The organism is Streptomyces sp. NBC_01451, assembly GCF_036227485.1.
In the GTDB taxonomy this organism is placed as follows: Bacteria; Actinomycetota; Actinomycetes; order Streptomycetales; family Streptomycetaceae; genus Streptomyces.
On record NZ_CP109479.1, the window covers coordinates 3,701,611 to 3,726,065 of the forward strand.

Annotated in this window: 18 protein-coding genes and 1 pseudogene; 10 read left to right on the forward strand and 9 right to left on the reverse strand. The window is 71.3% G+C overall.

Annotated features, from left to right (window positions below; all coding sequences use genetic code 11):
- Window positions 1-96 precede the first annotated feature (96 nt).
- Together OG595_RS16015 and OG595_RS16020 are read right to left on the reverse strand one after the other, a co-directional pair.
- Complete coding sequence (locus tag OG595_RS16015; RefSeq protein WP_329272594.1) at window positions 97-1,464, reverse strand: phosphomannomutase/phosphoglucomutase; 1,368 nt, start codon at window positions 1,462-1,464, stop codon at window positions 97-99.
- A gap of 123 nt (window positions 1,465-1,587) precedes the next feature.
- The gene (locus OG595_RS16020) at window positions 1,588-2,007 is read right to left on the reverse strand and encodes a DUF3499 domain-containing protein (protein WP_329272597.1); all 420 of its coding nucleotides are present in this window, start codon (window positions 2,005-2,007) and stop codon (window positions 1,588-1,590) included.
- 315 nt (window positions 2,008-2,322) lie between these two features.
- Here OG595_RS16020 and OG595_RS16025 point away from each other — a divergent pair, with 315 nt between their 5' ends.
- A complete protein-coding gene (locus OG595_RS16025) occupies window positions 2,323-2,772 on the forward strand; it encodes a metallopeptidase family protein (protein WP_329282923.1) in 450 nt (149 codons plus the stop codon).
- A gap of 100 nt (window positions 2,773-2,872) precedes the next feature.
- On the opposite strand, the gene OG595_RS16030 is transcribed toward OG595_RS16025, so the two are convergent.
- The 3 genes from OG595_RS16030 to OG595_RS16040 form a co-directional block, all read right to left on the reverse strand.
- Window positions 2,873-4,345 carry a DUF5719 family protein gene (locus OG595_RS16030; protein WP_329272600.1) on the reverse strand — a complete coding sequence of 491 codons (1,473 nt, stop codon included), beginning with the start codon at window positions 4,343-4,345 and terminating at the stop codon, window positions 2,873-2,875.
- Window positions 4,342-8,019 (reverse strand): glycosyltransferase family 2 protein, encoded by a 3,678-nt coding sequence (locus tag OG595_RS16035; protein WP_329272602.1) that lies wholly within the window; start codon window positions 8,017-8,019, stop codon window positions 4,342-4,344. Before OG595_RS16035 ends, OG595_RS16030 begins: the two co-directional genes overlap by 4 nt.
- 214 nt (window positions 8,020-8,233) lie before the next feature.
- Window positions 8,234-8,497 carry a WhiB family transcriptional regulator gene (locus OG595_RS16040; protein WP_010034659.1) on the reverse strand — a complete coding sequence of 88 codons (264 nt, stop codon included), beginning with the start codon at window positions 8,495-8,497 and terminating at the stop codon, window positions 8,234-8,236.
- Between the two features lie 673 nt (window positions 8,498-9,170).
- On the opposite strand from OG595_RS16040, the gene OG595_RS16045 reads away from it, so the two are divergent.
- The 4 genes from OG595_RS16045 (at window position 9,171) to OG595_RS16060 (ending at window position 13,233) form a co-directional block, all read left to right on the forward strand.
- Complete coding sequence (locus tag OG595_RS16045) at window positions 9,171-9,701, forward strand: cysteine dioxygenase (RefSeq protein ID WP_329272604.1); 531 nt, start codon at window positions 9,171-9,173, stop codon at window positions 9,699-9,701.
- A 103-nt stretch (window positions 9,702-9,804) separates the two neighbouring features.
- Window positions 9,805-10,764 (forward strand): 2-phospho-L-lactate transferase, encoded by a 960-nt coding sequence (gene cofD, locus OG595_RS16050; RefSeq protein ID WP_329272607.1) that lies wholly within the window; start codon window positions 9,805-9,807, stop codon window positions 10,762-10,764.
- Window positions 10,761-12,134: a coenzyme F420-0:L-glutamate ligase gene (locus tag OG595_RS16055; protein WP_329272610.1), complete on the forward strand. Its 1,374-nt coding sequence runs from the start codon at window positions 10,761-10,763 to the stop codon at window positions 12,132-12,134. The genes cofD and OG595_RS16055 overlap by 4 nt, the downstream gene beginning before the upstream one ends.
- An 82-nt stretch (window positions 12,135-12,216) precedes the next feature.
- The gene (locus OG595_RS16060) at window positions 12,217-13,233 is read left to right on the forward strand and encodes a DNA-3-methyladenine glycosylase family protein (protein WP_329272612.1); all 1,017 of its coding nucleotides are present in this window, start codon (window positions 12,217-12,219) and stop codon (window positions 13,231-13,233) included.
- A gap of 79 nt (window positions 13,234-13,312) precedes the next feature.
- Here the strand turns inward: OG595_RS16060 and OG595_RS16065 are convergent, their stop codons facing one another.
- Entirely contained in the window at window positions 13,313-14,395 is a 1,083-nt protein-coding gene (locus tag OG595_RS16065) for an NDP-sugar synthase (protein ID WP_329272614.1), read from the reverse strand.
- A gap of 58 nt (window positions 14,396-14,453) precedes the next feature.
- Complete coding sequence (locus OG595_RS16070; RefSeq protein ID WP_443073047.1) at window positions 14,454-15,866, reverse strand: peptidoglycan recognition protein family protein; 1,413 nt, start codon at window positions 15,864-15,866, stop codon at window positions 14,454-14,456.
- 120 nt (window positions 15,867-15,986) lie between these two features.
- On the opposite strand from OG595_RS16070, the gene OG595_RS16075 reads away from it, so the two are divergent.
- From OG595_RS16075 to OG595_RS16090, 4 genes and pseudogenes are all read left to right on the forward strand, one after another.
- Window positions 15,987-16,745: a TIGR03089 family protein gene (locus tag OG595_RS16075; RefSeq protein ID WP_329272620.1), complete on the forward strand. Its 759-nt coding sequence runs from the start codon at window positions 15,987-15,989 to the stop codon at window positions 16,743-16,745.
- A pseudogene (locus tag OG595_RS16080) lies at window positions 16,733-17,156 on the forward strand (LCP family protein); the annotation flags it as partial. The gene OG595_RS16075 and the pseudogene OG595_RS16080, both read left to right, overlap by 13 nt.
- Before the next feature lie 225 nt (window positions 17,157-17,381).
- Window positions 17,382-19,145 (forward strand): LCP family protein, encoded by a 1,764-nt coding sequence (locus OG595_RS16085; protein WP_329282924.1) that lies wholly within the window; start codon window positions 17,382-17,384, stop codon window positions 19,143-19,145.
- 135 nt (window positions 19,146-19,280) lie between these two features.
- Window positions 19,281-20,954, forward strand: coding sequence for an LCP family protein (locus OG595_RS16090; RefSeq protein WP_329272623.1), 1,674 nt, complete (start codon window positions 19,281-19,283; stop codon window positions 20,952-20,954).
- Window positions 20,955-21,042: 88 nt separating this feature from the next.
- On the opposite strand, the gene OG595_RS16095 is transcribed toward OG595_RS16090, so the two are convergent.
- Window positions 21,043-22,092: a glycosyltransferase family 2 protein gene (locus tag OG595_RS16095; RefSeq protein ID WP_329272625.1), complete on the reverse strand. Its 1,050-nt coding sequence runs from the start codon at window positions 22,090-22,092 to the stop codon at window positions 21,043-21,045.
- A gap of 151 nt (window positions 22,093-22,243) precedes the next feature.
- Here OG595_RS16095 and OG595_RS16100 point away from each other — a divergent pair, with 151 nt between their 5' ends.
- On the forward strand, window positions 22,244-23,719 hold the full coding sequence (locus OG595_RS16100) for an LCP family protein (RefSeq protein WP_443073048.1): 1,476 nt from the start codon (window positions 22,244-22,246) through the stop codon (window positions 23,717-23,719).
- Between the two features lie 71 nt (window positions 23,720-23,790).
- Here the strand turns inward: OG595_RS16100 and OG595_RS16105 are convergent, their stop codons facing one another.
- Window positions 23,791-24,339: an acyl-CoA thioesterase gene (locus OG595_RS16105; RefSeq protein ID WP_329272629.1), complete on the reverse strand. Its 549-nt coding sequence runs from the start codon at window positions 24,337-24,339 to the stop codon at window positions 23,791-23,793.
- Window positions 24,340-24,455: the final 116 nt, after the last annotated feature.

The following is a 24,455-nucleotide window of genomic DNA, read 5'->3' on the forward strand; positions in this document are numbered from 1 at the left end:
ACCTGGGGGCTGGGCCCCCAGCCCCCCCATCGCGCCGAAAGCGCGCGTCCTCGAACGCCTGACAGGCTGGATGGTGCCGACCGGCGCTGAACAAGGTCAGCTTCGGATGAGGGCCAGGACCTCGTCCCTGATCTTCGCCATCGTCGCCTCGTCGCGCGCCTCCGCGTTCAGGCGCAGCAGGGGTTCCGTGTTGGACGGGCGGACGTTGAACCACCAGTCCGTCGCGGCGACGGTCAGACCGTCCAGTTCGTCGAGTTCGACGCCCTCCTGGCCCTCGTACGCCGTCTTGATCGCGGCCAGGCGGCCTGTCTGGTCGTCCACCGTGGAGTTGATCTCGCCGGAGCCGGCATACCGGTCGTACTGGGCGACGAGGGCCGACAGGGGGCCGTCCTGGCCGCCGAGCGCGGCGAGGACGTGCAGGGCGGCCAGCATGCCCGTGTCCGCGTTCCAGAAGTCCTTGAAGTAGTAGTGCGCGGAGTGCTCGCCGCCGAAGATCGCTCCCGTGCGTGCCATCTCGGCCTTGATGAAGGAGTGGCCCACGCGCGTGCGTACCGGTGTGCCGCCCTGTTCGCGGACGACCTCCGGGACCGACCAGGAGGTGATCAGGTTGTGGATGACCGTGCCGGAACCGCCGTTGCGGGCCAGCTCGCGGGAGGCCACCAGGGCGGTGATCACCGACGGCGAGACCGGGTCGCCGTGTTCGTCGACCACGAAGCAGCGGTCCGCGTCGCCGTCGAAGGCGATGCCGAGGTCGGCGTTCTCCTCGCGGGCACGCTTCTGGAGGTCCACGAGGTTGGCCGGATCGAGCGGGTTGGCCTCGTGGTTCGGGAACGTGCCGTCCAGCTCGAAGTACAGGGGGACGAGGGTGAGTGGCAGGCCGGCGAGGACGGTCGGGACCGTGTGGCCGCCCATGCCGTTGCCCGCGTCGACGACGACCTTCAGGGGGCGGATGGAGGTCAGGTCGACGAGCGAGCGGAGGTGTGCCGCGTAGTCCTTCAACGTGTCCCGTTGCGTGATCGTGCCCAGGGTCACGGACTCCCGGTCCGGTGCGCCCGAGTCCAGCCAGGATTCGACCAGTTCACGGATCTCGGTCAGGCCCGTGTCCTGACCGACCGGTGCGGCGCCCGCCCGGCACATCTTGATGCCGTTGTACCGGGCCGGGTTGTGCGAGGCGGTGAACATGGCGCCGGGCAGGTCCAAGGCGCCCGACGCGTAGTAGAGCTGGTCCGTGGAGCACAGCCCGATCTCGGTCACGTCGACACCGCGTGCCGCGGCCCCGCGCGCGAAGGCCCGCGACAGGCCGGGCGACGAGGGCCGCATGTCGTGTCCGACCACGATCGCGTCCGCCCCGGTCACCTGGATGAAGGCGGCGCCGAACAGTTCCGCCAACGGCTCGTCCCACTGGTCCGGGACCACACCACGTACGTCGTACGCCTTCACGAGCTGTGACAGATCTGCAGGCACGGCCAACCCTTCGGAAAGTCCCATCGGTCGTCCCAAACTACCCGCCCGCACTGACAGTCCTCGCTGGCGGCCCGCCGTGCGGAAACCTGCCGGAACCAGCGGCGGCGCGGGTGAATCCGCAGCTCAGTTGTCGGGGGAGCGCAGGACCCTCAGGTGTCCGCGTCGCGCGACCTCGCGCGGGTCCGCCGTGCGGGCTCCGCCGGGCTCGGCCGTCCGCCCCGGAGGGCGGGCCGCTTCGCGGACCGCGTTGGCAAGCGCTTCCAGATCGTCTCCGCTGGGCCGCGCGGGAGCGGAGCTGTCCAGGAGCCGGACGACCTCCCAGCCACGCGGCGCGGTGAGGCGCTCGGAGTGCTCGGCGCACAGGTCGTAGCAGTGGGGTTCGGCGTAGGTGGCGAGGGGGCCGAGGACCGCGGTCGAGTCGGCGTAGACGTACGTCAGCGTCGCGACGGCGGGCCGGCCGCAAGCGGTGCGCGAACAGCGACGTACAGGGCTCACGACGTTGGACGGTACCGCACTCTTGAGCGGGCCGCGACGACTCCCCACCAGGCCACTCTCCCGTGTCGTGGTGTGAAACCGCCCACACGGGTCTTCTGGGACACCTCGTTGACCTGGGGGGACGGTGGGTTACGAGATACCGAACAATCCTGGTTCCGATCAACACTTGGCATAAACAATGTCAATTGCCGTGAAGCCGACGGTTGTCGGCGGTCAAGCAGGCATACGAAATCGAGCCCAACCTTGGCTGGAATGGTCATCCTGCGACATGTCGTCGACGGGCCGTCCGGCCCCGGCCGATGCCCACGGGCGCCGCGTGCCCGGCGCCCGTGCGGCGGTCGCGGGGACTACGCTTCGTCAGTGATGGACAACCCCGTACCGCCCCGCGCCGCAGGCCCCGGGCCCCGCCGCCGTGATCGCCACGGCCGTGGCATGCGCGGCCCCGTGGCGCCCCCGCAGGTTCCGCTCTCCGCGAGCCGCGCCGAGGCGTTCGCGGATCTGGTGCAGGACTCCGTGGAGCGGCTGGAGCGGCGGTGGCCGCAGCTCTCGGACTTCGACTTCCTCGTCCTCGAAGTACCGCAGCTCGAAGGGTCCCCGGAGGCCTGGGCCGACGAGACAGTCCCCCTGGGGGGCACGATCGCCGCCCGCGAGGGTCACCCCGCGCGCGTGGTGGTCTATCGGCGCCCGGTCGAGATCCGCACCAAGGGCCGCGACGAACGCGCCGCCCTTGTCCACGAGGTCGTCGTCGAGCAGGTCGCCGAGCTGCTGGGGCTCACCCCGGACACCGTGGATCCGCGGTACGGCGAGGACTGACAGCCGGGGCCGGCACCGACGTCCTCAGCCGGCGCCCCTTGTCGCCCCTCCCCCGGCGATCGTTTTCCCCGGTTTCCCGGTTTCCCAGGTCCGTCGCCGGTCACTTCTGCAGGACCGACAGGTCCTGCTCCGCGTCCGGTACCGCCACCGTGCCCCGGTCGTCCGGCAGCGTCTGGATCGTGAACGCCGGGATGCCGTCCGCCGGGGCCGCGAGGGTCCGGGACGCGTAGACGGATCCCCCGGAGACCCGCTCGACCGTCAGGGCGTACGTGCCCTTCAGCCCGGCCGGGACGGGGAGTTCGACGTCCTGGGTGGTGCCGCCCTTGATCGTGTACGTCTTCGTGGCCGCCGTACCGCCCTCGCTGCCCGCGGACGCCGTGACCTTGACCCGGGCGGCGCCGCCCGGGGCGGTGAGGGAGAGCGTGGTGCCCTTGGCGGTGTTGTCGACGACCGTCGCGCGCGCGGAGACCGGGCCCGTGGCCGGGATGAACGCGGTCTCCTGCTTGGCGCCCTTGCCGCGTACGACCTCCAGGGCGGCCACGAACGGCACCGATGTGCCGGTCGGGGTGAGCACCAGGGAGCCCGCCTCGCCGCGCGTGATGTCACCGAGGTCGACGGCGGCCGTCATGCTCGCCTTGATGTGCAGCGTCTCGTTGCCGACCGGGGTGATCAGGCCGGTCGGGGAGGCGAGGCGCACCTTCAGGTCGGCGTCGCTGTCGCTGGGTGTGAAGGCGACCAGGCGCACGGAGGTGGCGTCCTTGGGGATGCCCGGCAGGACCAGGCTGCCCGCCGGTTCGGTGGACGCCGTCAGCCAGTCGCCGCCGGTCTTGGCGTCCAGTGCCTGGACGGCCGCGCCGACCCGGCCGCTGCGCACGCTCACGTGGACGGTGAGGTCGGCCTGCGGTCCGTCGGTGAGCGTGGACAGCAGGATCGGCTCGCTGCCGCGCGGCGGGACCGTGATGCCCTCGCCCACCTCGGACTTGAGGACGCCGTCCTTGCCGTACAGCTCGATGTCGACGACCGCGGCGGAGTCGTCCGGGTTGGTCAGGTGCACGTAGTCCGTGCGGTCGGCGGCGGTGCTGGCGCCCGGGAACCAGAACTCGGTGTCCGGGACGGTGCAGTTGACGCCGAGCAGGCCGCGTCCGGTGCCCGCGGCGACCTCGGTGGTCTCCTGGACGGTCCAGCCCGGTGCGAACTTCCCCTCGGCGGTGCCGACGAACGCGGGCGTGTCTCCGCCCGAGGTGTCACCGGTGACGGGCTTGCCGGGCTCCTTGGGGGTGAGCACGGGCTTGCCGGCCTTCGCCCCGCCCTTCGCGCCGGTGGCGGCGGCCAGTTCGGCCTTGCCGTCGGTCCCGGTGCCCTCCGTGACGGGCGTGAAGGACGTGTACGCCGTCTCCGCGAGGTCGGAGGTGCTCGGGGCCGGGCAGAGCAGGCTCGTGCGCTCCACGGGCAGCTGGGCGGCGGCCTTGGCCGTGCCCGCGTCGGACGCGTCCGGTGTGCTGAGGGAGGCGAAGCCGGTGACGGCGGCGAGCGCGGTCGTTCCGGCGAGCAGGGAGATGGTGGTGCGGTTCACTGCTGGCTCCCGTCGGGGTGCTCACCCTGGGGGTGCGGCTGTTGTGGCTGTTGCGGCTGCGCCGGGTCGTACGCGGGGTCGTAACCCTGGGTGTACGTCTGGTCGTACGCCGTCGTCTGCGGCGAACCGCCGTACGCGTACGGGTCGTACTGGCCGCTCTGGTACGGATCCCCCTGGTACGCCGGGTCGTAGGTGCCCGGCGGGTACTGCTGGGCGGCCTGGTACTGGTCGGCGCTGTAGCCGTCGTACTGGGTGCCCGCGTAGGCCGCGGTGTTCCACTCGTCGCCGTACGGCTGCTGCTGCGGGATCGCGGCCGGGGCCTCCTCCGGAGGAGGAGGGGTGGTGGAGGGGAACTCGGCCTGGTCGTCGGCCTGTTCGGGCTGGTCGGCCTCCGCCTGGGCGCGCAGGCGGCGGGCGCGGCGGCCCTCGCCCGTGGTGGCCTGGGCGGGGATCGCGCGCTCCTCCTCGGGGAGGTCGTCGTCGACGTCCCGGCGGCGGCCCGGCAGGGCCATGACGACCAGGACGACGGCGAGCGAGCCCTGCGTCCACAGCCAGGCGGTGTGGCCGATCGGGGTGTCGAAGGTGACGTCCAGCTTCCCTCCGGAGGAGGGAAGTTCGAAGCCCTGGGCCCAGCCGTCGAGGGTGGTGGGGGTGAGGGGCCTGCCGTCGAGGGTGGCCGTCCAGGCCTCGTCGGCGGAGTCGGCGAGGCGCAGGACGCGGCTGCCGGAGCCGGCCGGGATCGTGGTGTGGATGTCGACGGGTCCGGCGGCGACGGGCAGCGGGGCGCCGGAACCGGACGCCGGGACGATGGTCGCGCGCGAGACCTGCTGGTCGACCCGCCACAGGGCGCCGCCGTCCTTCTGGCTGAGCCTGCTCAGGCCGGGCGTGGCGTCGAGGACACGGCCGACCTGGCGGGGCGCGCCCTTGTGGACGAGGACGTAGCGGACGGCGAAGCCGCCGAGTTCGTCGGCCTGGTCGGCACCGGAGCCCGCGACGAGGTTGGCGACGACCTTGTCGAGGAGTTCGTTCTCGCCGCTCTCGGCGGCGAGTTCGCCGTCGCCGAGCCGGGCGCCGGAGCCGCGGACGAGGGTGTAGCCGATGCGGGCGGTGGAGTCGCCGGCCAGGACCAGGGTGCGGGCCTGGTCGCGGGTGCCGCTCTCCTCGGCGACGAACGCGGGCACCTGGACGGGGTCGCGCCGTTCCAGGGGTCCGTCGGCGCCGCCGATCATCCAGCCGGCGGCGAGGAGCAGTGGGCCGGCCGCGGCGGCGAACGCGATCAGCGCGGCGACCGGCTGACGCCAGCCGAAGCTCTGCTCGGCCACGCGCGAGCGTGCCCCGTCGGCGCCGAGCGCTGCGGCGGCCAGCAGGGCGAGGCCGTAGACGAGGGTGGCGGGTCCGGCCCACGTCGAGCTGTTCGAGAGGACCGCGAAGACGAGCGCCAGCAGGGCGACCGTCCAGGCGGTCCAGATGCCGAACTGGCGCTCGGTGCGCAGCAGGGCGGCAAGCGCGGCCAGCACGACGCCGATGAGCATCAGCCCGCTGACCGTGCCGGGGCCGCCCGGACTGGCGCTGAGAAGGTCCAGGGCGCCCGCGGATCCGGAGCCGTACTCCAGGCCGGCTTCCTGGAAGAAGCCGAACGGGAGCAGGGACAGCGACCAGGGGGCCAGCACCAGCAGGGGCACGCCGAACTGGGCCAGGAAGCGCGGGCCGTAGGCGGTGATCTCGGCCCGTCGCACGACGAGGAGCGCGAGACCGAGCAGCAGGGCGATGGGCCACACGATCGGTGTGAAGGCGGTGGTGATCGTCAGCAGCAGCGTGAACGCCCAGGTTGCGCGCCAGCTGCCGCGTGCTCCCGACGCATGCGCCAGACCGCTGGCCGCGATGCCCGCGCGGGCCATCAGCGGCAGGAGGACGGCGAGTACGGCGGTGCCGATCCGGCCGCCCGCCAGGGCGCCGGTGGTGGCGGGCAGGAAGGCGTAGACGACTGCCGCCCACGCGCGCAGGAGCCGCGATTCGACGAGCGGGCGGGAGGCGAAGTACGCGGTGAAGCCGGCCAGCGGCACCGAGGCGATCAAAAGGACGGTGACCGCGAGGCCCGCCGAGCCGAACAGGGTGGAGGCGAGCATCGCGACGAGCGCCAGATAGGGCGGCGCCGACGAGGTGTCGCCCGCGCCCACCGGATGCCAGGCGTCCAGATAGCGCGCCCAGAGTTCGGCGGAGTCGGCCGGCGCGGGCAGCAGCGCGCCACCCACGAGGGCACCGCCGCCGAGCAGTTCACGGCAGGCGACGAGCGAGACGAGCAGGAGGACGAGGAAGAGCACCGGGCCGGGCTTGCGGGCGATGCGCTTGAGGCGGACGAACTGCTCGACCTCCAGGAAGTCGGCGTCGTCACCGCCGGGCCCGGACTCGACCGCGCCGCCGTGCCGGCCCGCGCCGGAGGTGACCTCGGGGTCGGACCGGCCGCCGAAGTCGCCGGCGACCTGTTCGATGGTGGCCCGCACGGTGGCGCCGGGCGGCGGGAACAGGGCCCGCAGCTCGCCCTTGTCGATCTGGGCGGCACCGCGTCGGCGGCGCCCGGCGATGATCCGCTCGGGCCGCAGCAGGGTGCCCAGGAGGCCGCGGATCTCGTCGACGGCCTGTCCGGGGGCCTTGCCGACCAGATACGCCACCGTGCGCACCAGCGTGCCGAGGATCACGCGCAGCAGCACCCAGGGCAGCTGTGCCGTACGGCTGTTGACCAGCAGGGTGTAGACGGCGCCGGCCTTGTCGACCTTGTGCGGGGACGCGGAGGTGCGGCCCACGCAGTCGACGGTGCGGCGCTCGCGGGAGGACGCCTCGGCATGCCGTACGACCGCCTCGGGGGCGACGAGGACCCGGTGGCCGGCGGCGGTGGCGCGCCAGCACAGGTCGACGTCGTCGCGCATCAGGGGCAGCCGGCGGTCGAAGCCGCCGAGTTCGTCGAAGACGTCGCGCCGTACGAGCATGCCCGCGGTGGACACGGACAGCACCGGGCGGACGTGGTCGTGCTGGCCCTGGTCCTGCTCGCGGCGGTCCAGGCCGGTCCAGCGGCGGCCGGAGTTGGCGATGGTGACGCCGACTTCGAGGAGCTGTCTGCGGTCGTACCAGCCGCGCAGCTTGGGGCCGACGACCGCGATGTCGTCGCCGCGGCCCAACTCGTGCTCGTGCTCCACGACCCGCAGCAGCTGGGCCAGGGCGTCCGGGTCGGGGGCGCAGTCGTCGTGCAGGAGCCAGAGCCACTGCACCGGCTCCCCGTGGGGCAGCTCGGGCATGTCGTACGCGTCGTCGCGCCAGCTGCGGGTGACGGGGTCCCAGCCGCTGGGGCGCTTCAGGTACGTCAGCTCGTCCGGCGTGAGGACGGGCGCGGTGCGGTTGGCCTCCTCGACGGCCTGGCCGAAGCCGGTGCGGCGGGCGAGGTGCAGGACGCGGTCGGCGCCGAGGGCTTCGGTGACCAGCTGGGCGGAGTCGTCCGCGCTGCCGGTGTCTGCCGCCATGACGTTCTGCACCGGGCGCTCCTGCCCGAGCAGCCCGGCGAGCACCTCGGGCAGCCAGCGGGCGCCGTCGTGGGAGACGAGTACCGCGGTCACCACGTGACGCGGGAACTCGGGCGTGGTGGCTGTGCCGTAGTCGGCTGCCGTGTGGCTGTGCGCGGACATCGAGGTACGGGCCCCGGTTCGGTGGACTGTGGTGGACGCCTGTGCCCTCTGTGAGCGGCGGGGCGTCTCGGACGAACAGCCACACTATCGGCTGGGCAGCACGGCGGCCCGCCGCCTGTGGACAACCCCACCCGCGACGGGCCGTTCGTTGTGCTGTGTTGCCGTGTACCGCGTTGCCGTGTGCTGCGTTACGTGGTGCCCGGTGCCGTACGCCTCAGACCGCGGCCTTCTTGAGACGGCGGCGCTCCCGCTCGGACAGGCCGCCCCAGATGCCGAAGCGTTCGTCGTTCGCGAGGGCGTACTCAAGGCACTCGGAGCGGACCTCGCACGCGAGGCAGACCTTCTTGGCCTCGCGGGTCGAGCCGCCCTTCTCGGGGAAGAAGGACTCGGGGTCGGTCTGGGCGCACAGCGCGCGCTCCTGCCAGCCGAGTTCCTCGTCCGCGTCGTCGACCAGCAGTTGCTGCACCGTCTCGGTCATGTGCGCCCCTCGTCTGTCTTTCGCGTCCCCGTGAGGTTGCCGTTGACCGTTATCGGCCGAACGACACGAGTGAAATTACAAGTGTGCTGCTCCGGGCGAGTCAAGCCGAGATCTGCTATTGGGCCTCTTATTCACTCTGCGGAACCAAGGCCATGCGGAAAGTGTTCAAATCGGCATAAACCTTGACAGGCAGAGGAGGCCCCGGGGGACGACTACCCCCGCACAGCGCCTGTACGGGAGAGGACGCCCAGAAGTTCGATCGCGTTCCGAGCTTCGTGCGCCTGGTTGTGCGCCATGTGTCCCTGAAGCCGGGCGAACAAACCTTTCACCTGGGAGATGAACCGGATGTGGTGAAACATGTCCCACATACCGGGCGTCGAGTTGACAGTGAAGGTGTGAACCGATGTCCTTGTGGGCATGCTCGCGAACTCGGTACCCACCTCGACCCGCCCCGCGCGGTCCCTCGGTGCTGACCTTGTTCGCTGTAGCTGTTGTTGCTGTTCCAGCTGTTGAGCCCAACGCGCTCCGGCTGCCTTTGAGTCCACCGCGACTCGGCTGCTGTTTTCCCCGAAGCCCACACCAGGGCGAGGCCTTTCCCGCCCGTGACCCGGGCGGACGGTACGCGACACCCAGCCAACCCCCACACTTCTCCCGCCGAGGACCTCCGCACTCCATGAACAGCGACAGCGACCTCCAGATCGCCGGCGACATCCTCGAAGTACCGCACCTCCTCCGGGCGCCGCGCGAGCACCCCGCGACCGTCGCCGACTTCGTCGGCCTGGCCCGCACCATCGCCGCGGACCGCTCCCAGTGGGCCCACCTCGTCCAGTACGACGCGACCTCACGCTGGTACCACCGGCTGCGCACCGGCCCCGGCTACGAGGTGTGGCTGCTGTCGTGGGTCCCCGGGCAGGGCAGCGGGCTGCACGACCACGGCGGTTCCTCGGGCGTCCTGACGGTCCTGGACGGCCGGCTCACCGAACGGACGGAGCGTGGCACGCGCGCGTTGGGGGCGGGGGCGGTGGGGGTCCCCCCGGTCGAGCGAAGCCGAGAGTGGGGGAGGGTGTTCGCTCCGGGATACGTCCACGAGGTGGTCAACGACAGCCTCGAACCGGCCGTGAGCCTGCACGTCTACTACCCGGGCCTGACGGAGATGCCGATGCACTCGGCGCGCTGCGCGCCGTCGGCGGCCGTGACCGGCTGAGAGGGACCGAGAGGGACTGAGCAGAAGGGCTGACCGCGGGTCTTCTGACCGGGCCCGGCGACCGGTCGACGCGTTGTCGTACCCGCCTGCAAGACTTGTCCGCATGCGCATTGTGGTTCTGGCAGGCGGCATCGGCGGTGCCCGGTTCCTGCGCGGTCTTCAGCGGGCCGTGCCGGACGCGGACATCACCGTCATCGGCAACACCGGGGACGACATTCACCTGTTCGGGCTGAAGGTCTGCCCCGATCTCGACACGGTGATGTACACCCTCGGCGGCGGTATCAACGAGGAGCAGGGCTGGGGCAGGACCGACGAGACCTTCCGTCTGAAGGAGGAGCTCGCGGCGTACGGCGTCGGGCCGGAGTGGTTCGGTCTCGGCGACCGGGACTTCGCCACGCACATCGTGCGGACGCAGATGCTCGGCGCGGGCTATCCGCTGAGCGCCGTCACCGAGGCGCTGTGCGACCGGTGGAAGCCCGGGGTGCGGCTCATCCCGATGTCCGACGACCGCGTGGAGACGCATGTCGCCGTCGAGGTGGACGGCGAGCGCAAGGCCGTCCACTTCCAGGAGTACTGGGTGCGGCTGCGGGCCTCCGTACCGGCCGAGGCCATCGTGCCGGTCGGCGCGGAGCAGGCGAAGCCGGCACCGGGAGTCCTGGAGGCGATCGCCGACGCGGACGTGATCCTCTTCCCGCCCTCCAACCCGGTGGTGTCCGTCGGCACGATCCTGGCGGTGCCCGGCATCCGTGAGGCGATCGCCGAGGCAGGCGTGCCCGTGGTGGGCCTCTCCCCCATCGTCGGGGACGCGCCCGTGCGCGGGATGGCCGACAAGGTGCTCGCGGCGGTGGGCGTGGAGGCCACCGCGGCGGCGGTCGCCGAGCACTACGGCTCGGGGCTGCTGGACGGCTGGCTCGTCGACACGGTCGACGCGGGCGCGGTGGAGCGGGTGGAGACGGCGGGCATCCGCTGCCGTGCCGTGCCGCTGATGATGACGGACGTGGAGGCGTCGGCGCAGATGGCGCGCGAGGCGCTCGCGCTGGCGGAGGAGGTGCGGGGCGCTTGAGCAGCGAGCTTTCCGGTGGGAGTGCCACCGGCACCGGTGGCAGTGGCAGTGGCAGTGGCAGTGGTGAGGGATATCGGGTCTGGGCCGTGGGTGGGCTGCCCGAGGTTCAGCCCGGGGACGATCTCGCGAAGCTCGTCGCCGCCGCCGAGCCCGGGCTGCTCGACGGGGACGTACTGCTCGTCACCTCGAAGATCGTGTCCAAGGCCGAGGGACGTGTCGTCGAGGCGGCGGACCGGGAGGCCGCCATCGACGCCGAGACCGTGCGGGTCGTCGCCCGGCGCGGGCCGCTGCGGATCGTGGAGAACCGGCAGGGGCTGGTGATGGCCGCGGCCGGTGTCGACGCCTCCAACACGCCTTCCGGGACAGTGCTGCTGCTGCCCGAGGACCCCGACGCGTCCGCGCGTGCGGTCCGGGACGGGCTGAGAGACGCGCTGGGCGTCAACGTCGGGGTCGTCGTGACCGACACCTTCGGGCGACCCTGGCGCGCGGGGCTCACCGACGTGGCGATCGGCGCCGCGGGTGTGCGGGTGCTCGACGATCTGCGCGGGGGCACCGACGCGTACGGCAATCCGCTCTCCGCGACGGTCGTGGCGACCGCCGATGAGCTGGCCGCAGCCGGGGATCTGGTCAAGGGCAAGGCCTCGGGGCTGCCCGTCGCCGTCGTGCGCGGGCTGCCGCATGTGGTGTTCGAGGGCGATGACGACGGTGAGGGCGCGGGTGCCCGGGCCCTGGTGCGTGACGCCCGCGACGACATGTTCCGGCTCGGTACGTCGGAGGCCGTACGGGAGGCGGTGACCCAGCGGCGTACGGTGCGGGCCTTCACGGACGAGCCCGTCGACCCCGGGGCGGTACGCCGGGCGGTCGCCGCGGCGGTGACCGCGCCCGCTCCTCATCACACGACGCCCTGGCGCTTCGTACTGCTGGAGTCGCAGCGCTCGCGGACCGAACTGCTCGACGCGATGCGGGACGCCTGGATCGCGGACCTGCGGCGGGACGGGAAGAGCGAGGCGTCCGTCGAGAAGCGGGTGCGGCGGGGGGATGTGCTGCGGGCGGCGCCATATCTGGTGGTGCCCTGCCTGGTGATGGACGGGTCGCACACGTACGGGGACGCCCGGCGGGACGGGGCCGAGCGGGAGATGTTCGTCGTCGCGGCCGGTGCCGGGGTGCAGAACTTCCTTGTCGCGCTCGCCGGTGAGCGGCTCGGGTCCGCGTGGGTGTCGTCGACGATGTTCTGCCGGGATGTGGTCCGGGAGGTACTGGGGCTGCCTGCGGGGTGGGATCCGATGGGGGCGGTCGCGGTCGGGCATCCGGCTCAGGCACCGCAGGCTCGGGTGGATCGGGATGCGGGGGCGTTCATCGAGGTGCGGTGAGGTGTCGTGGGGTGGGGGACGGCGGGCGTCCCCCTGCGCAGGGTTCGTTTCTTCTGGGTTCTTCGCGTGCTAGGAACGGTTCGTGGCAGGACGGTTCGCTTCTCGGCCTTCCCGGCCCACTCGTACGACCGTGCGGGGTGGGCATGTCGTCGTGCCCGGTGGGGTGCCCCGGCAGGCTGACGGGCCGGCGCGGACACGGACCTGGGTGCCCGGTGTGCCGCTCGACCTCGGGCTGGTTCTGGGGCCGTTGCGGCGGGGGCCGGGCGACCCCACGTTCCGGGTGGCGCCGGACGGGTCCGTGTGGCGGGCCAGCCGTACGCCCGCCGGGGCCGGGACGTTGCGGGTCGCGCTGCGGGACGGGGTGGTCCGGGGGGAGGCATGGGGGCCCGGGGCCGAGTGGCTGCTGGAGCGGCTGCCCGAGTTGCTGGGGGCGGCCGACGATCCCGAGGCGTTCGCGCCTCGGCACAAGATTGTCGCGCTCGCGCGGCACCGGCGGCCGGGGCTGCGGCTGACGCGGACCGGACTGGTCATGGAGTCGCTGATCCCGTCCGTGCTGGAGCAGAAGGTCACGACCGATGAGGCCTATCGGGCCTGGCGGTTGCTCGTACGGAAGTTCGGAGAGCCTGCGCCTGGGCCCGAAGGCCTGCCCCCAGGGTTGTTCGTGGTGCCGGCGGCCCGGGACTGGGCTCTGATTCCGTCCTGGGAGTGGCATCGGGCCGGGGTCGACGACAAGCGGGCGTCGACGATTCTGCGGGCGGTTCGGGTCGCGGGGCGGCTTGAGGAGGCCGTGGCGCTGGATCCGGAGCGGGCGCGGGCCCGGCTGGAGCTGGTTCCCGGGGTGGGGCCGTGGACCTCGGCGGAGGTCGTGCAGCGGAGTCACGGGGCGGCGGATGCGGTGACCGTGGGGGATCTGCATCTGCCGGGGATCGTCGGGTTCGCGTTGGCGGGGGATCGGGATGCGGACGACGAGGTGATGTTGTCGTTGCTGGAGCCGTATGCGGGGCAGCGGCACCGGGCGGCTCGGTTGATCCTGCTGAGTGGGCGTACGCCGGGGAGGCGGGGGCCGCGGATGCCCAAGGGGGACATCGGGCGGCTCTGAGTCCCCTCCGGCCTTGAACGGCCTGGGCCGCAGGAGTGGTGGGGGCGGGTGGATGGGTGGGGGGATGGGTGGGCGATGTCTACTGGTCCGACGAGAAGCGGAGCGCGCCCGCTGGGATTCTTGCGTCGCACCACACCCGTACGCCCTCCCTCAGTTCGTTGTCGGCGCCGATGACCGCGCCGTCGCCGATCACCGTGCCCGTGAGGACCGAGCGTTCGCCCACGCGGGCCCTCGTGCCGATCAGGGAGTTGGTGATGACCGCGCCCGGTTCGACCACCGCTCCCGCCAGGATCGTGCTGCCCGAGACGCGTGCCCCCTCCGCCACGAACGCGCCCTCGCCCACGACAGTGCCGCCGGTCACCTTGGCGTCGGGGGCCACCCGGGCGGAGGGGAGGATCAGACGGTCGCCGCAGCGGCCGGGGACCGCCGGGGACGGGGCGCGGCCCAGGACCAGGTCCGCCGAGCCTCGTACGAAGGCCGCCGGAGTGCCCAGGTCGAGCCAGTACGTGGAGTCGACCAGGCCTTGCAGGTGGGCGCCGATGGAGAGGAGTTCCGGGAAGGTCTCCCTCTCCACCGATACCGGGCGGCCTGCCGGGATCGTGTCGATGACCGAACGGCGGAAGACGTACGCCCCCGCGTTGATCTGGTCGGTGACGATCTCCTCAGGGGTTTGCGGCTTCTCCAGGAACGCTGTCACCCGGCCTGTTTCGTCCGTGGGGACCAGGCCGTAGGCCCTCGGGTCCGTGACGCGGGTCAGGTGGAGCGAGACGTCCGCCCGCGTCGACTCGTGGGTGCGGACGAGGGCCCTGATGTCCAGTCCCGTCAGGATGTCGCCGTTGAAGACGAGGACCGGGTCGTCGGGGGCGGAGTGCAGACGCGGGGCCACGTTGCGGATCGCGCCGCCGGTGCCGAGGGGTTCGTCCTCGGTGACGTACTCCAGATGGAGGCCGAGCGACGAGCCGTCACCGAAGTGCGGTTCGAAGACCTCGGCCAGATAGGAGGTCGCCAGGACGATGTGCTCCACCCCCGCCGCTCTCGCTCTCGCCAACTGGTGGGTGAGGAAGGGGACGCCGGCCGCCGGGACCATCGGCTTCGGGGTGTGCACGGTGAGCGGACGCAGCCGGGTGCCCTTGCCGCCGACCAGGAGGATCGCTTCTGTCACCTGTCGTCCCTGCTTCCTGCCGGGACCGACCGGAACGCCGTCCGGTCGGCCGAAGTCCTCAGCGCCCCTGGTATTTGGCCGCCGACTTGCGCGCCGAGCCGAGCTTTCCGTAGAGCAGCCGGCCCGGGCACTCGGTGGCGAAGCCGTCCCGGTGGCCGGAGATCGCGTTCAGTCGTACGTTCTTTCCCTTTGGGTAGAGATTGCCACCACCCGACTTCAGGTATGTCTTTCCGTTCGGATTGACCCCGTACAGGCCCAGCTTCCAGGCGGTCAGCCGGGCGATCGCGCCCACTGCCGCTTTGGACGGCTTGGAGCTGCCGAAAGTTCCGAGAACGGCGATCCCCATGCTGTCGGTGTTGAATCCGAGCGTGTGCGCGCCCATGACGGGCTTCGCCAGGCCGCCGGCACGTCCCTCGTAGATGTTTCCGCACCGGTCGACGAGGAAGTTGTAGCCGATGTCCCGCCAGCCACTGCTCTCCACGTGGTAGCGGTAGATGCCTCGGACGAGGGACGGGACGTCCGAGCACCAGTACTTGTTGCCGGAGGCCGTGTGGTGCACGAACGCCGCCTTCACCTTCTTCGTGAAGACGAAACCGGGTTCGCGCAGCGTCTCGTCCGCGCCCCAGCCGCGACGCGTGACGATCCGCGGGCGCGGGCCGATGTACGGCCTCACCTGTCGCTCCCGCGCCCCCGCCTCCTGGCTCCGCAGTGTCAGCGTCAGCGCCTCTTCTTCCGTCTGCCGTCTGTCCAGCGCCGGGATCTCGGTGGCGCCGAGCGGGGCGAGGTCCGCGTTGGCCGCGGCCGACTCCGTGAACGCGGGGGCGGGCCCGGTCTCCGCCTCCCCCATGGCGCGGGTGCGCTGCCGCACGGTTGCGGCGGGTGACGTACCCGGGTCCACCAGTTCGAGGCGCATGCCCGCGGGGAGGGGCGAACGGGTGCCCGGCGCCTCTCCCGCGCCGTCCGCCCGTACGCGCACCTCCACACCGTCCGAGTCGCCCACCCACAGCGGTGCCGTGGAGCCGCGGACCCGGCCCGAGACGCGTTCGGCGGTGTCGGGGTCGGCCGCGTGCTCGTGGTTGTGCGTCTCGACGTCCTGCCAGCCCGACCAGTGACCGCCGGCGGCCTCCCGGGTACGGACCTGGACCTTGCCGAACAGTTCGGTGTCCGGGTTGTCCCAGACGACGCCGACCAGCGAGAAGTGCCGTACGTCCGGACGGTACAGGCCCTGTTCGGCGGCCGGGCCGAGGGTGCGGTCGCCGGGGCGGGGGGCGAGCGGGAGCGACTGGGTGCTGCCGGGGACGGCGGAAGCGGCGGGGGCCGCCGGGGCCACCTGTGCCGGTCTCGCCTCGGCGGGTCCCGCCGAGGCCGAGGCCGGGGTCGTGGGCAGGGTCAACGGGAGCGCCAGGGCTGTTGCACATGCGACGCCGATGGAAGAAGAAAGATATCCACGCATGCCCCTGATCCTGGACATAGTCATACATATCTGTCCAACGATGAACTGACGGACCATCTGGCGCGTTCACCCGAACCGGTGGCTCCGACGGTCGGCCCGCGGCCACCGCCGCTCGTGCCCCTGCGTACTCTTGAGCGGGTGAACGCCACCGACCGCACCCCTGCCGACCTGCTGAGTTCCGCGCTCGCCGCAGACCCCGCGCGCCCTCTGGTGACCTTCTACGACGACGCCACGGGCGAACGCGTGGAATTGTCCGTGGCCACCTTCGCCAATTGGGTGGCCAAGACCGCGAATCTCCTCCAGGGCGAGCTGTCCGCCGAACCCGGCGACCGGGTCGCACTGCTGCTGCCCGCGCACTGGCAGACAGCGGTGTGGCTGCTGGCGTGTTCGTCGGTGGGTGTCGTCGCGGACATGGCGGGCGAGCCCGGTGCGGCCGACATCGTCGTCAGCGGACCCGACACGCTGGACGCGGCGCGCGCGTGTTCCGGCGAGCGGATCGCGCTCGCGCTGCGGCCGTTGGGAGGGCGGTTCCCGCAGGCGCCGGCCGGCTTCGCCGACTACGCGGTGGAGGTGCCGGGGCAGGGGGACCGTTTCGCTCCGTACGCGCCCGTCGATCCGGAGGCGGCGGCGCTGATCGTGGCCGGTGCGGAGTTCACGGCGGCGGAGGTGGTGGAGCGGGCCGCGGCGGACGCGGTGGGGTTCGGGCTCACGGGGCCGGGGTCCCGACTGCTGTCGGGGCTGGGGTACGACACGTGGGACGGGGTCAGCGCGGGGCTGTACTCACCGCTCGCCACCGGCGGGTCCGTGGTGCTGTGCCGGCATCTTGAGCGGGCGAGTGAGGACGTGGTGGCGAAGCGGGTCGAGGACGAGCGGGTTACGGCTACGCGCCGCGGGTGACGCGCGACGGTGAGCAGGCACTCGGCTGCGTGCGGGCGCGGCAGTCCTTCGGCAAGGGGAGTGACACTGCCCGGACGGACCGGCGGCAGCGTTTTCTCGGGGCACTCGGGGCGCTCGTCAACAAGGTGCGGAACGATGACTTCCTCGCCCACCGCGGATCCCGTCCTGGCCGGTCTGCGCGGTTTGTGCGAACTGGTGCGCGGAATGCGTGACATTCCCGCCGAACGTGTGCGGTTCCCGACTGTTCCACGGGATTCGTACGCCTACGACGCACATCGCGACCGGCTTGGCGAGCCGGTCGCCGGCACGGCGGAATTGCCGGTTCAGGGTGATTCCTTCACCCCGCCCGCCGAACCCGTTCCCGTACCCATTTTTCGCGGCGACACGGCCGCTCGGGACGTCCGCGGGTAAAGCGCTTGCCAAGTCGGCGGGCTTTAGTTCAAGAAAATGGGTGGATTGCCCAGGTGTAGGGACGTGGAATTTGTCACCGTCGTCGCTTGACGCCCAACTGGACGGATAGTGTGAGCGATCCGGTGCGTCAGGACACGTGTCGTGTGCACACCGGCAGACCGAGAGACCCGAGCGCCTTGGAGGGGGAAAGGCGCCGCGTGGCCCCGACGGAGGATGCAGACAACCGTGGACGCGCAAGGCCGTGGGCGGGCGGACGACATCGACCCCGCAGACCAGTGGGTGCTCAACCCGAGCACCGGCGAATACGAACTGCGACTGACTCCCTCCGCACCGCAATCAGCGGTCCCGGGACCTCGTCGAGCCACGCCTGCCAACGCGGGTGCGGGACGCGGGCGTTCGGCGGCACCGGAGCGGGAGCGCGAGCAGGAGCGGGAGACCTACGGGGTGCCCGGCTCCCCCGGGCAGGTACCGCCGCCGAGACGGCGTCGCGGTGCGCCCGAGGAACCGCTGCCCGGGCGGCGCCGCTCGCGGGCCCCGGAGAAGAAGAAGTCGAAGGCCAAGAAGGTGCTGCTCTGGACGGGCGGCACCATGGCCTTCGTCCTGGTAGCCGCCACCGCGGGCGGTTACTGGTACCTCAAGCACCTTGAGGGCAACGTCCAGACCACGGACGTCGGTACGGCGGCCAAGTCCGGCTTCAGCAAGGACGAGGCCTTCAACATCCTCATCATCGGCACGGACAAGCGCACCGGTGCGGGCAACGAGGCCTACGGCGACGCGGGCAGCGTCGGGCACGCGGACACGACGATCCTGCTGCACGTCTCCAAGGACCGGACCAACGCGACCGCGCTGAGCATTCCGCGCGACCTCATCGTCGACGTCCCGGACTGTCCGACCGTGCAGGAGGACGGGTCCGAGAAGATCATCGCCGGCACCCAGGGCGTCCGCTTCAACACCAGCCTCGGGCAGGACGGGCGCGACCCCGGCTGCACCATGCGCACGGTGAAGGAGGTCACGGGCATCTCGCCGGACCACTTCATGATGGCCGACTTCAACGCGGTGAAGACGCTGACGACCGCGGTGGGCGGGGTCGAGGTCTGCGTGACCAAGGCCGTCAACGACAAGGAGTCGAAGCTGAAGCTGCCCGCCGGCAAGTCGACGGTCGAGGGCGAGCAGGCGCTCGCCTTCGTCCGTACGCGGCACAGCTTCGGCAACCAGGGCGACCTGGACCGGATCAAGGTGCAGCAGCAGTTCCTCAGCTCGCTGATGCGCAAGATGGCCTCCAGCGACACCCTGACCAACCCCGCCAAGCTGCTGAAGCTCGCGGAGGCGGCCACCAAGGCGCTGACCGTGGACACCGGCCTCGGCAAGGTCTCCACGCTCAAGGATGTCGCCCTGGAGCTCAAGAAGGTGCCGACGAAGAACATCACCTTCATGACCGTCCCGGTGGTGGACAACCCCGCGGAGAAGGTCCGGGCGACGGTCGTCGTCGGTCCGACGGCTCCCGAGGTGTTCAACGCGATCGCGAACGACGTGTCGTTCACGGCCGTCAAGCAGCAGAAGGCGAAGGAGGCGGCTGCCGTCGCCGCCCGCCTCAAGGGCACCAAGTCCGCCGCCTCCGAGGTGCGGGTGCAGATCCTGAACGGCGGTGCCGCCGCCGGCTCCGCACAGGAGACTCTTAACTACCTGCAGAATGATGAGGGCGTGACGAAGTCCGAGAACGCGGGCAACGCCTCGGCGGAGCTCGCGAAGACGACGCTGGAGTACGCGCCCGACCAGGCCGACCAGGCCCGGCGGCTGGCCGCCATCATGGGGCTGTCCGGTTCGGCCATGAAGCCCGGAAAGAGTGTGACGAACTCCCAGGGGCTGCCCACCATGACGCTGACCCTGGGCAAGGACTTCAAGGGGGCCGGGGTCTCGCTCACCGCGCCGGCGAAGGCACCGACCGTGGAGGGACAGTCCACGGCGAACAAGGTGCAGTGCGCCAGCTGAGCACTCCGAATTGATTAATGGGCATCTGCGCCAGATGTTTTTGGTGCGCCGGTTGACCTGACAGGCCTGCCTTGCGTCTCACAGGACGCGAGGCAGGCCTGTTCGACGGCGGCGCAAGGGTGGGGAGGCAGGGGAATGACGCAGAGCAGTGTGCACGGGGAGGGGACGCGACCGGGCGTCCGGCCTGCTCGGGTTCCGGGGCAGAGAGACGGCGCGCACGAGCAGGAGGGCGACTCCGGCGACGGCGACAGCGGTGTCGGCAGCGGTAGCGGTGGTGGTCCGGCGGGGAGACAGCGGCGGCCCGGCAAGCGCAAGGTGCTGCGCTGGTCGGCGGCGACCCTCTCGCTGCTGATACTCGCCACCGCCGGGGTCGGATACCTGTACTACGAGCACCTGAACAGCAACATCCAGAAGGGCAAGCGCAGCAGCGGCGACTCGAAGGCGGAGAAGACCGAGCCGAACGCGGCCGGGCAGACTCCGCTGAACATCCTGCTGATCGGCTCGGACAGCCGCAGTTCCGACGCCAACGTGTCCCTGGGCGGCGGCAAGGCCAACCGCGACAACCCGCCGCTGGGCGACGTCCAGATGCTGATGCACGTCTCCGCGGACCGCAAGAGCGCGGCCGTCGTGAGCATTCCGCGCGACACCCGGGTCGACATACCGAAGTGCACGGACCCTGACACCGGTGAGCAGTTCGCGGCGACCAACGACATCATCAACACCTCGCTGGCCCGGGGCGGCGCCGGCTGCACGCTGGCCACCTGGCAGAACCTGACCGGGGTCTACATCGACCACTGGATGACGATCGACTTCGCGGGCGTGGTGAAGATGGCCGACGCCATCGGTGGCGTCGAGGTCTGCGTGAACCAGAACGTGTGGGACCGCCCGCTGCCCAACGTGTCCGGCGGCTCCGGGCTCAAGCTCACGGCAGGCAAGCACAAGGTCCAGGGCAAGCAGGCGCTGCAGTGGCTGCGTACCCGGCATGCCTTCTACAGCGACCTGGGGCGTGCCAAGGCCCAGCACATGTACATGAACTCGATGATCCGCACGCTGAAGTCGCAGAACGTCTTCACGGACGCCCCGCGGCTGACCTCGCTGGCCGAGGCGGCCACCAAGTCCCTGACGGTGTCCGAGGAGTTGGGCACGGTCAAGGAGCTGTACGACCTGGGCATGCAGCTCAAGTCGGTGCCGACCGACCGCATCACGATGACGACGATGCCGACCGTCGTGGACCCCCAGAACGCCAACCACCTGGTGGCGGCCGACGCGGACGCCGAGACGATGTGGACGATGCTCCGCGACGACATCGCCTTCGACGACAAGGGCGGCGCCACCGCGACGAAGGCTCCGACGGCCGCGGCCTCGGCGACGGCCTCGACGGACCCGGCGGCCGATCCCGGGCAGATCGGTGTGCTCGTGCAGAACGGCACCCGGACGGCCACGCTCGCCGCGGTCGGCGGCCGGGCGACCGCGATCAGTCAGATCCTGTCGGGCAAGGGCTTCACGAACGCGGCGGCGGACACGTCCGGTTCGCTGTCCGTGGAGAAGACGGTCGTGCACTACCCGAGCGCCGATCTGGCGGGCGACGCCCAGCTCGTCGCCAAGTCCCTCGGAATCCCGGCGAGTTCGGTGAAGAAGTCGACGGACGTCTCCGGTGTGACGGTGACCGTGGGCGCCGACTGGCGTGAGGGCAAGGCGTATCCGAAGCAGACGGCGCCGAAGGCCGGCCAACTGCCCGCCACCGCGGACAAGGTGGTCGGTTCGGACACCGGCGCATGCATGGAGGTCTACTCGCCCTATCGCTGGTAGACGGCGACAGGGGCTGCGACAGCGGTTGCGGGGAAACGAGTCGGGGCCTGCCGTCAGTGACTGACGGCAGGCCCCGACTCGTATGTGTTCAGGCCGCGTTGGCGCCGTCCAGCACGGCCGGGCGACGGGCCGCGATCACCTTGCGGGCAAGCGACTTCGGGCTTGTCAGGAAGCCCCAGCCCCAGCACATGTGCATGGTGGCGAGGGCTACGGGGATCTGCAGCCGGGCCTTCAGGGAGAGTCCCTTGCCGGCCGGGACCGAGCCTGCCACGATCGCCGCGAGGTAGCCGCCGGGCACCAGAAGCGCCCACGGCGTCAGTGCGGCGCCCAGCACCACGCCCGCCGCTATCGCGACCACGGCGGTGGGCGGGGCGAGGTAGCGCAGGTTGATGGAACCCTCGTGGTAGCGGGCCACGACGTGGCGCCAGCGGCCGTAGTCCTTGTACTGCTTGGCCAGCGCGCGCACGGAGGGCCTCGGCCGGTACGACACCCGCAGTTCGGGCGAGAACCAGATGAGGCCGCCCGCCTCCCGGATCCGGAAGTTCAGCTCCCAGTCCTGGGCGCGGATGAACTCCACGTTGTAGCCGCCCTGTTGCTCCAGGGCCGCGCGCCGGAAGACACCCAGGTACACGGTCTCGGCGGGGCCGGCCGTGCCTCCCGTGTGGAAGGCGGCGTTGCCGACCCCGATCTTCGAGGTCATCGCGGCGGCCACCGCGTGCTCCCAGGCGTTCTCGCCCTCGGCGTGCATGATCCCGCCGACGTTCTGCGCGCCGGTCTCGTCGAGGAGACGTACGGCGGTCGAGATGTAGTCGGGCGAGAGCATGCCGTGCCCGTCGACGCGTACGACGACGGGGTGGCGGGAGGCCTTGATCGCGGCGTTCAGCGCGGCGGGCGTGCGGCCGGTCGGGTTGGGGACCGTGTGGACGCGTTTGCTCGTACCGGCCGTTTCGCGTACGAGCTCGGCGGCGATCTCGTCCGTGCGGTCCGTGGACGGACCGAGGGCGATGACGACCTCCATCTCGCCCGCGTACTCCTGGGCGAGGATCGCTTGGACGGCTCCGCGCAGATGCCGCTCCTCGTTGAGGACGGGCATGATCACGGACACGGCGGGCAGCTGCACGTCGGGCTTGGCGTTCATAGGGGGCTCACGTTACCGCGAACGGGGGACACCGACGCGCGCCGCCCGCTCCCTGACCCGGGCCGCAGATCGTATGGGCCTACGGTGCTCACGGATCCCACGTTCGGCCCACTCCCCCTCCCCCGGCCTGCCTTCGCGGAGGTGTTCCCCCATGCCCGCGTCCCCCGCATCCCCCCACTCCCCCGGTTCCCCGCAGCGCCGGCCACGGCCGTCGTCAGGGCGTCCGCGTCCCCCCGTACGGCGTAAGAAGCCCTGTTGGGCCATGCGGGCGGTGACGACGCTGTCCGTCGTGGTGCTCGCCGCGGCCGGGATCGGGCACGCGGTGGTCACCAGCCTCGACGCCGACATCGCCCGCGTCGACCCCTTCAAGGACATGAAGAACCGTCCGCGGGCCGGTCACGGCATGAACGTGCTGCTGGTCGGCACGGACAGCCGGGAGAAGATCAGCGAGGCCGAGCGGCGCAAGTACCGGCTCGGCGGGGCTCCCTGCCACTGCACCGACACGATGATGATCGTGCACATCTCGGAGGACCGGGAGCGCGCGAGTGTGGTCAGCCTGCCGCGCGACTCGTACGCGGTGACGCCCCCGCACACCGACCGGACCACCGGGCACCGGCACGGCGGCCACGTCATCAAGCTGAACGCGGCGTACGCGGAAGGCGGTCCGAACCTCACCGTGCGGACGGTGGAGCACATGACGCACGTGAAGATCGACCACTACCTGGAGATCGACTTCACCAGCTTCATGAAGACGGTCGATGTGCTGGGCGGGGTCGAGATCTGCACGCCGAAGCCGCTGAAGGACTCGTACACCGGGCTCGACCTGACGGCCGGAGCGCATGAGCTCAACGGCGGGGAGGCCTTGCAGTACGTGCGCTCACGGCATGCCGACGGGTCCTCCGACCTGGGGCGGATGCAGCGCCAGCAACGCTTCATGGGATCGCTGATCGCACAGTCCACGTCGTCGGGGGTGCTGCTGAACCCGATGAAGTTCCGGGACATCACCCGGGCGGTGCTCGGGTCGGTGCGCGCGGACAAGGAGTTCGGTACGGGTGAGCTGCTGGACCTCGGGCGGGCCATGCGGAACTTCTCCCCGTCGTCGTCCGAGTTCACGACCGTGCCGATCGGGCGGATGGGGTACGCCGTCAAGGGCATCGGTTCGACGTTGAAGTGGGACGACGCGAAGGCCGGGCGGCTGTTCCGGGCGCTGCGGGAGGACGAGCCGCTGGCGGTACGGAAGGGCGGTCGCGGCGGTCGGAGCGGGGCGCCGGTGCGGGTGGAGGTGGCGCCGCAGCAGATCCGTGTGCAGGTCGAGAACGGGACGCGCACGGTGGGCCTGGGGCGCAAGGTGGACCGGGCGCTGGCCGCGACGGGGTTCCGGACGACCCGGGTGCCGGTGAACGCGCGGGAGCGCGGGGCGAGGGTACGGACGGTGATCGCGTACGACCCCCGGTGGGATCGTTCGGCGAGGTCGCTGGCGGCGGCGTTGCCGGGGAGTTCGCTGCGGGTGGTGCGGGGGCAGGGAGCGGTGCTGAAGGTGACTGTCGGGACGGACTATCAGGGCGTGCGGAAGGTCCGGGTCGGGGAGTTCGGGGTGACCACGGGGGACGAGGTGGGGTGTCGGTGAGTCTGCGAGGCCGGTGCGGCCGGTGAGGTCCGGGCCGGGTTTCCACCCGCCCACCCGTTTCCGCTCCGTGATCAGTCGTCCAGGCCCTCCGCCGCTCTCCGTTCCCTCAGCTCCATGATCGCCCGCCGCCGCGCCAGCCGGTGCGTGCGGCGGATCTGGGCCTCCTGGTAGCGGCGTTCGTCGCGTTCCGTCTCCGGGAGGACCGGCGGGACGCGGCGCGGCTTGCCCTCGGCGTCGACCGCCGCGAAGACCAGGTACGCCGAGCCGACCTGTGTCGCCGGCGTCGACTCGTTCCAGCGCTCGGCGAGGACCCGTACGCCGACCTCCATCGAGGTCCGGCCGGTCCAGTTGACCTGGGCTTTCACATGGACGAGGTCACCCACCCGCACCGGCTCCAGGAACGCCATCTCGTCCATCGACGCCGTGACGGCGGGCCCGCCGCTGTGCCGGCCGGCCACGGCGCCCGCCGCGTCGTCGACCAGTTTCATGATCACACCGCCGTGCACCGTACCCAGGAGGTTGGTGTCGGCGTTCGTCATGATGTGGCTGAGGGTGGTCCGGGAGGCGGAGGTCGGCTTGCCCGGGGGCGCCGCTTGTGGCCCGGTGGCCTGGTCTGTCATGGCGTCCACCCTATGCGGGACGTACACCTGGGCGATTTGTGTCAGCTTGGCAACAGGCCTGTTCCTAAATTCCTGCGACCCTTGTATCGGGCACAGCCCGGCACTGCACACTGGTC

Excerpts from the sequence above, each read along its gene's own strand:
- OG595_RS16090 (WP_329272623.1), top strand. The coding sequence starts at position 19,281 with ATGACGCAGAGCAGTGTGCACGGGGAGGGGACGCGACCGGGCGTCCGG.
- OG595_RS16095 (WP_329272625.1), bottom strand. The coding sequence starts at position 22,092 with ATGAACGCCAAGCCCGACGTGCAGCTGCCCGCCGTGTCCGTGATCATG.
- OG595_RS16040 (WP_010034659.1), bottom strand. The coding sequence starts at position 8,497 with ATGACCGAGACGGTGCAGCAACTGCTGGTCGACGACGCGGACGAGGAA.
- OG595_RS16105 (WP_329272629.1), bottom strand. The coding sequence starts at position 24,339 with ATGACAGACCAGGCCACCGGGCCACAAGCGGCGCCCCCGGGCAAGCCG.
- OG595_RS16035 (WP_329272602.1), bottom strand. The coding sequence starts at position 8,019 with ATGTCCGCGCACAGCCACACGGCAGCCGACTACGGCACAGCCACCACG.
- OG595_RS16100 (WP_443073048.1), top strand. The coding sequence starts at position 22,244 with ATGCCCGCGTCCCCCGCATCCCCCCACTCCCCCGGTTCCCCGCAGCGC.
- cofD (WP_329272607.1), top strand. The coding sequence starts at position 9,805 with ATGCGCATTGTGGTTCTGGCAGGCGGCATCGGCGGTGCCCGGTTCCTG.
- OG595_RS16070 (WP_443073047.1), bottom strand. The coding sequence starts at position 15,866 with ATGTCCAGGATCAGGGGCATGCGTGGATATCTTTCTTCTTCCATCGGC.
- OG595_RS16025 (WP_329282923.1), top strand. The coding sequence starts at position 2,323 with ATGGACAACCCCGTACCGCCCCGCGCCGCAGGCCCCGGGCCCCGCCGC.
- OG595_RS16045 (WP_329272604.1), top strand. The coding sequence starts at position 9,171 with ATGAACAGCGACAGCGACCTCCAGATCGCCGGCGACATCCTCGAAGTA.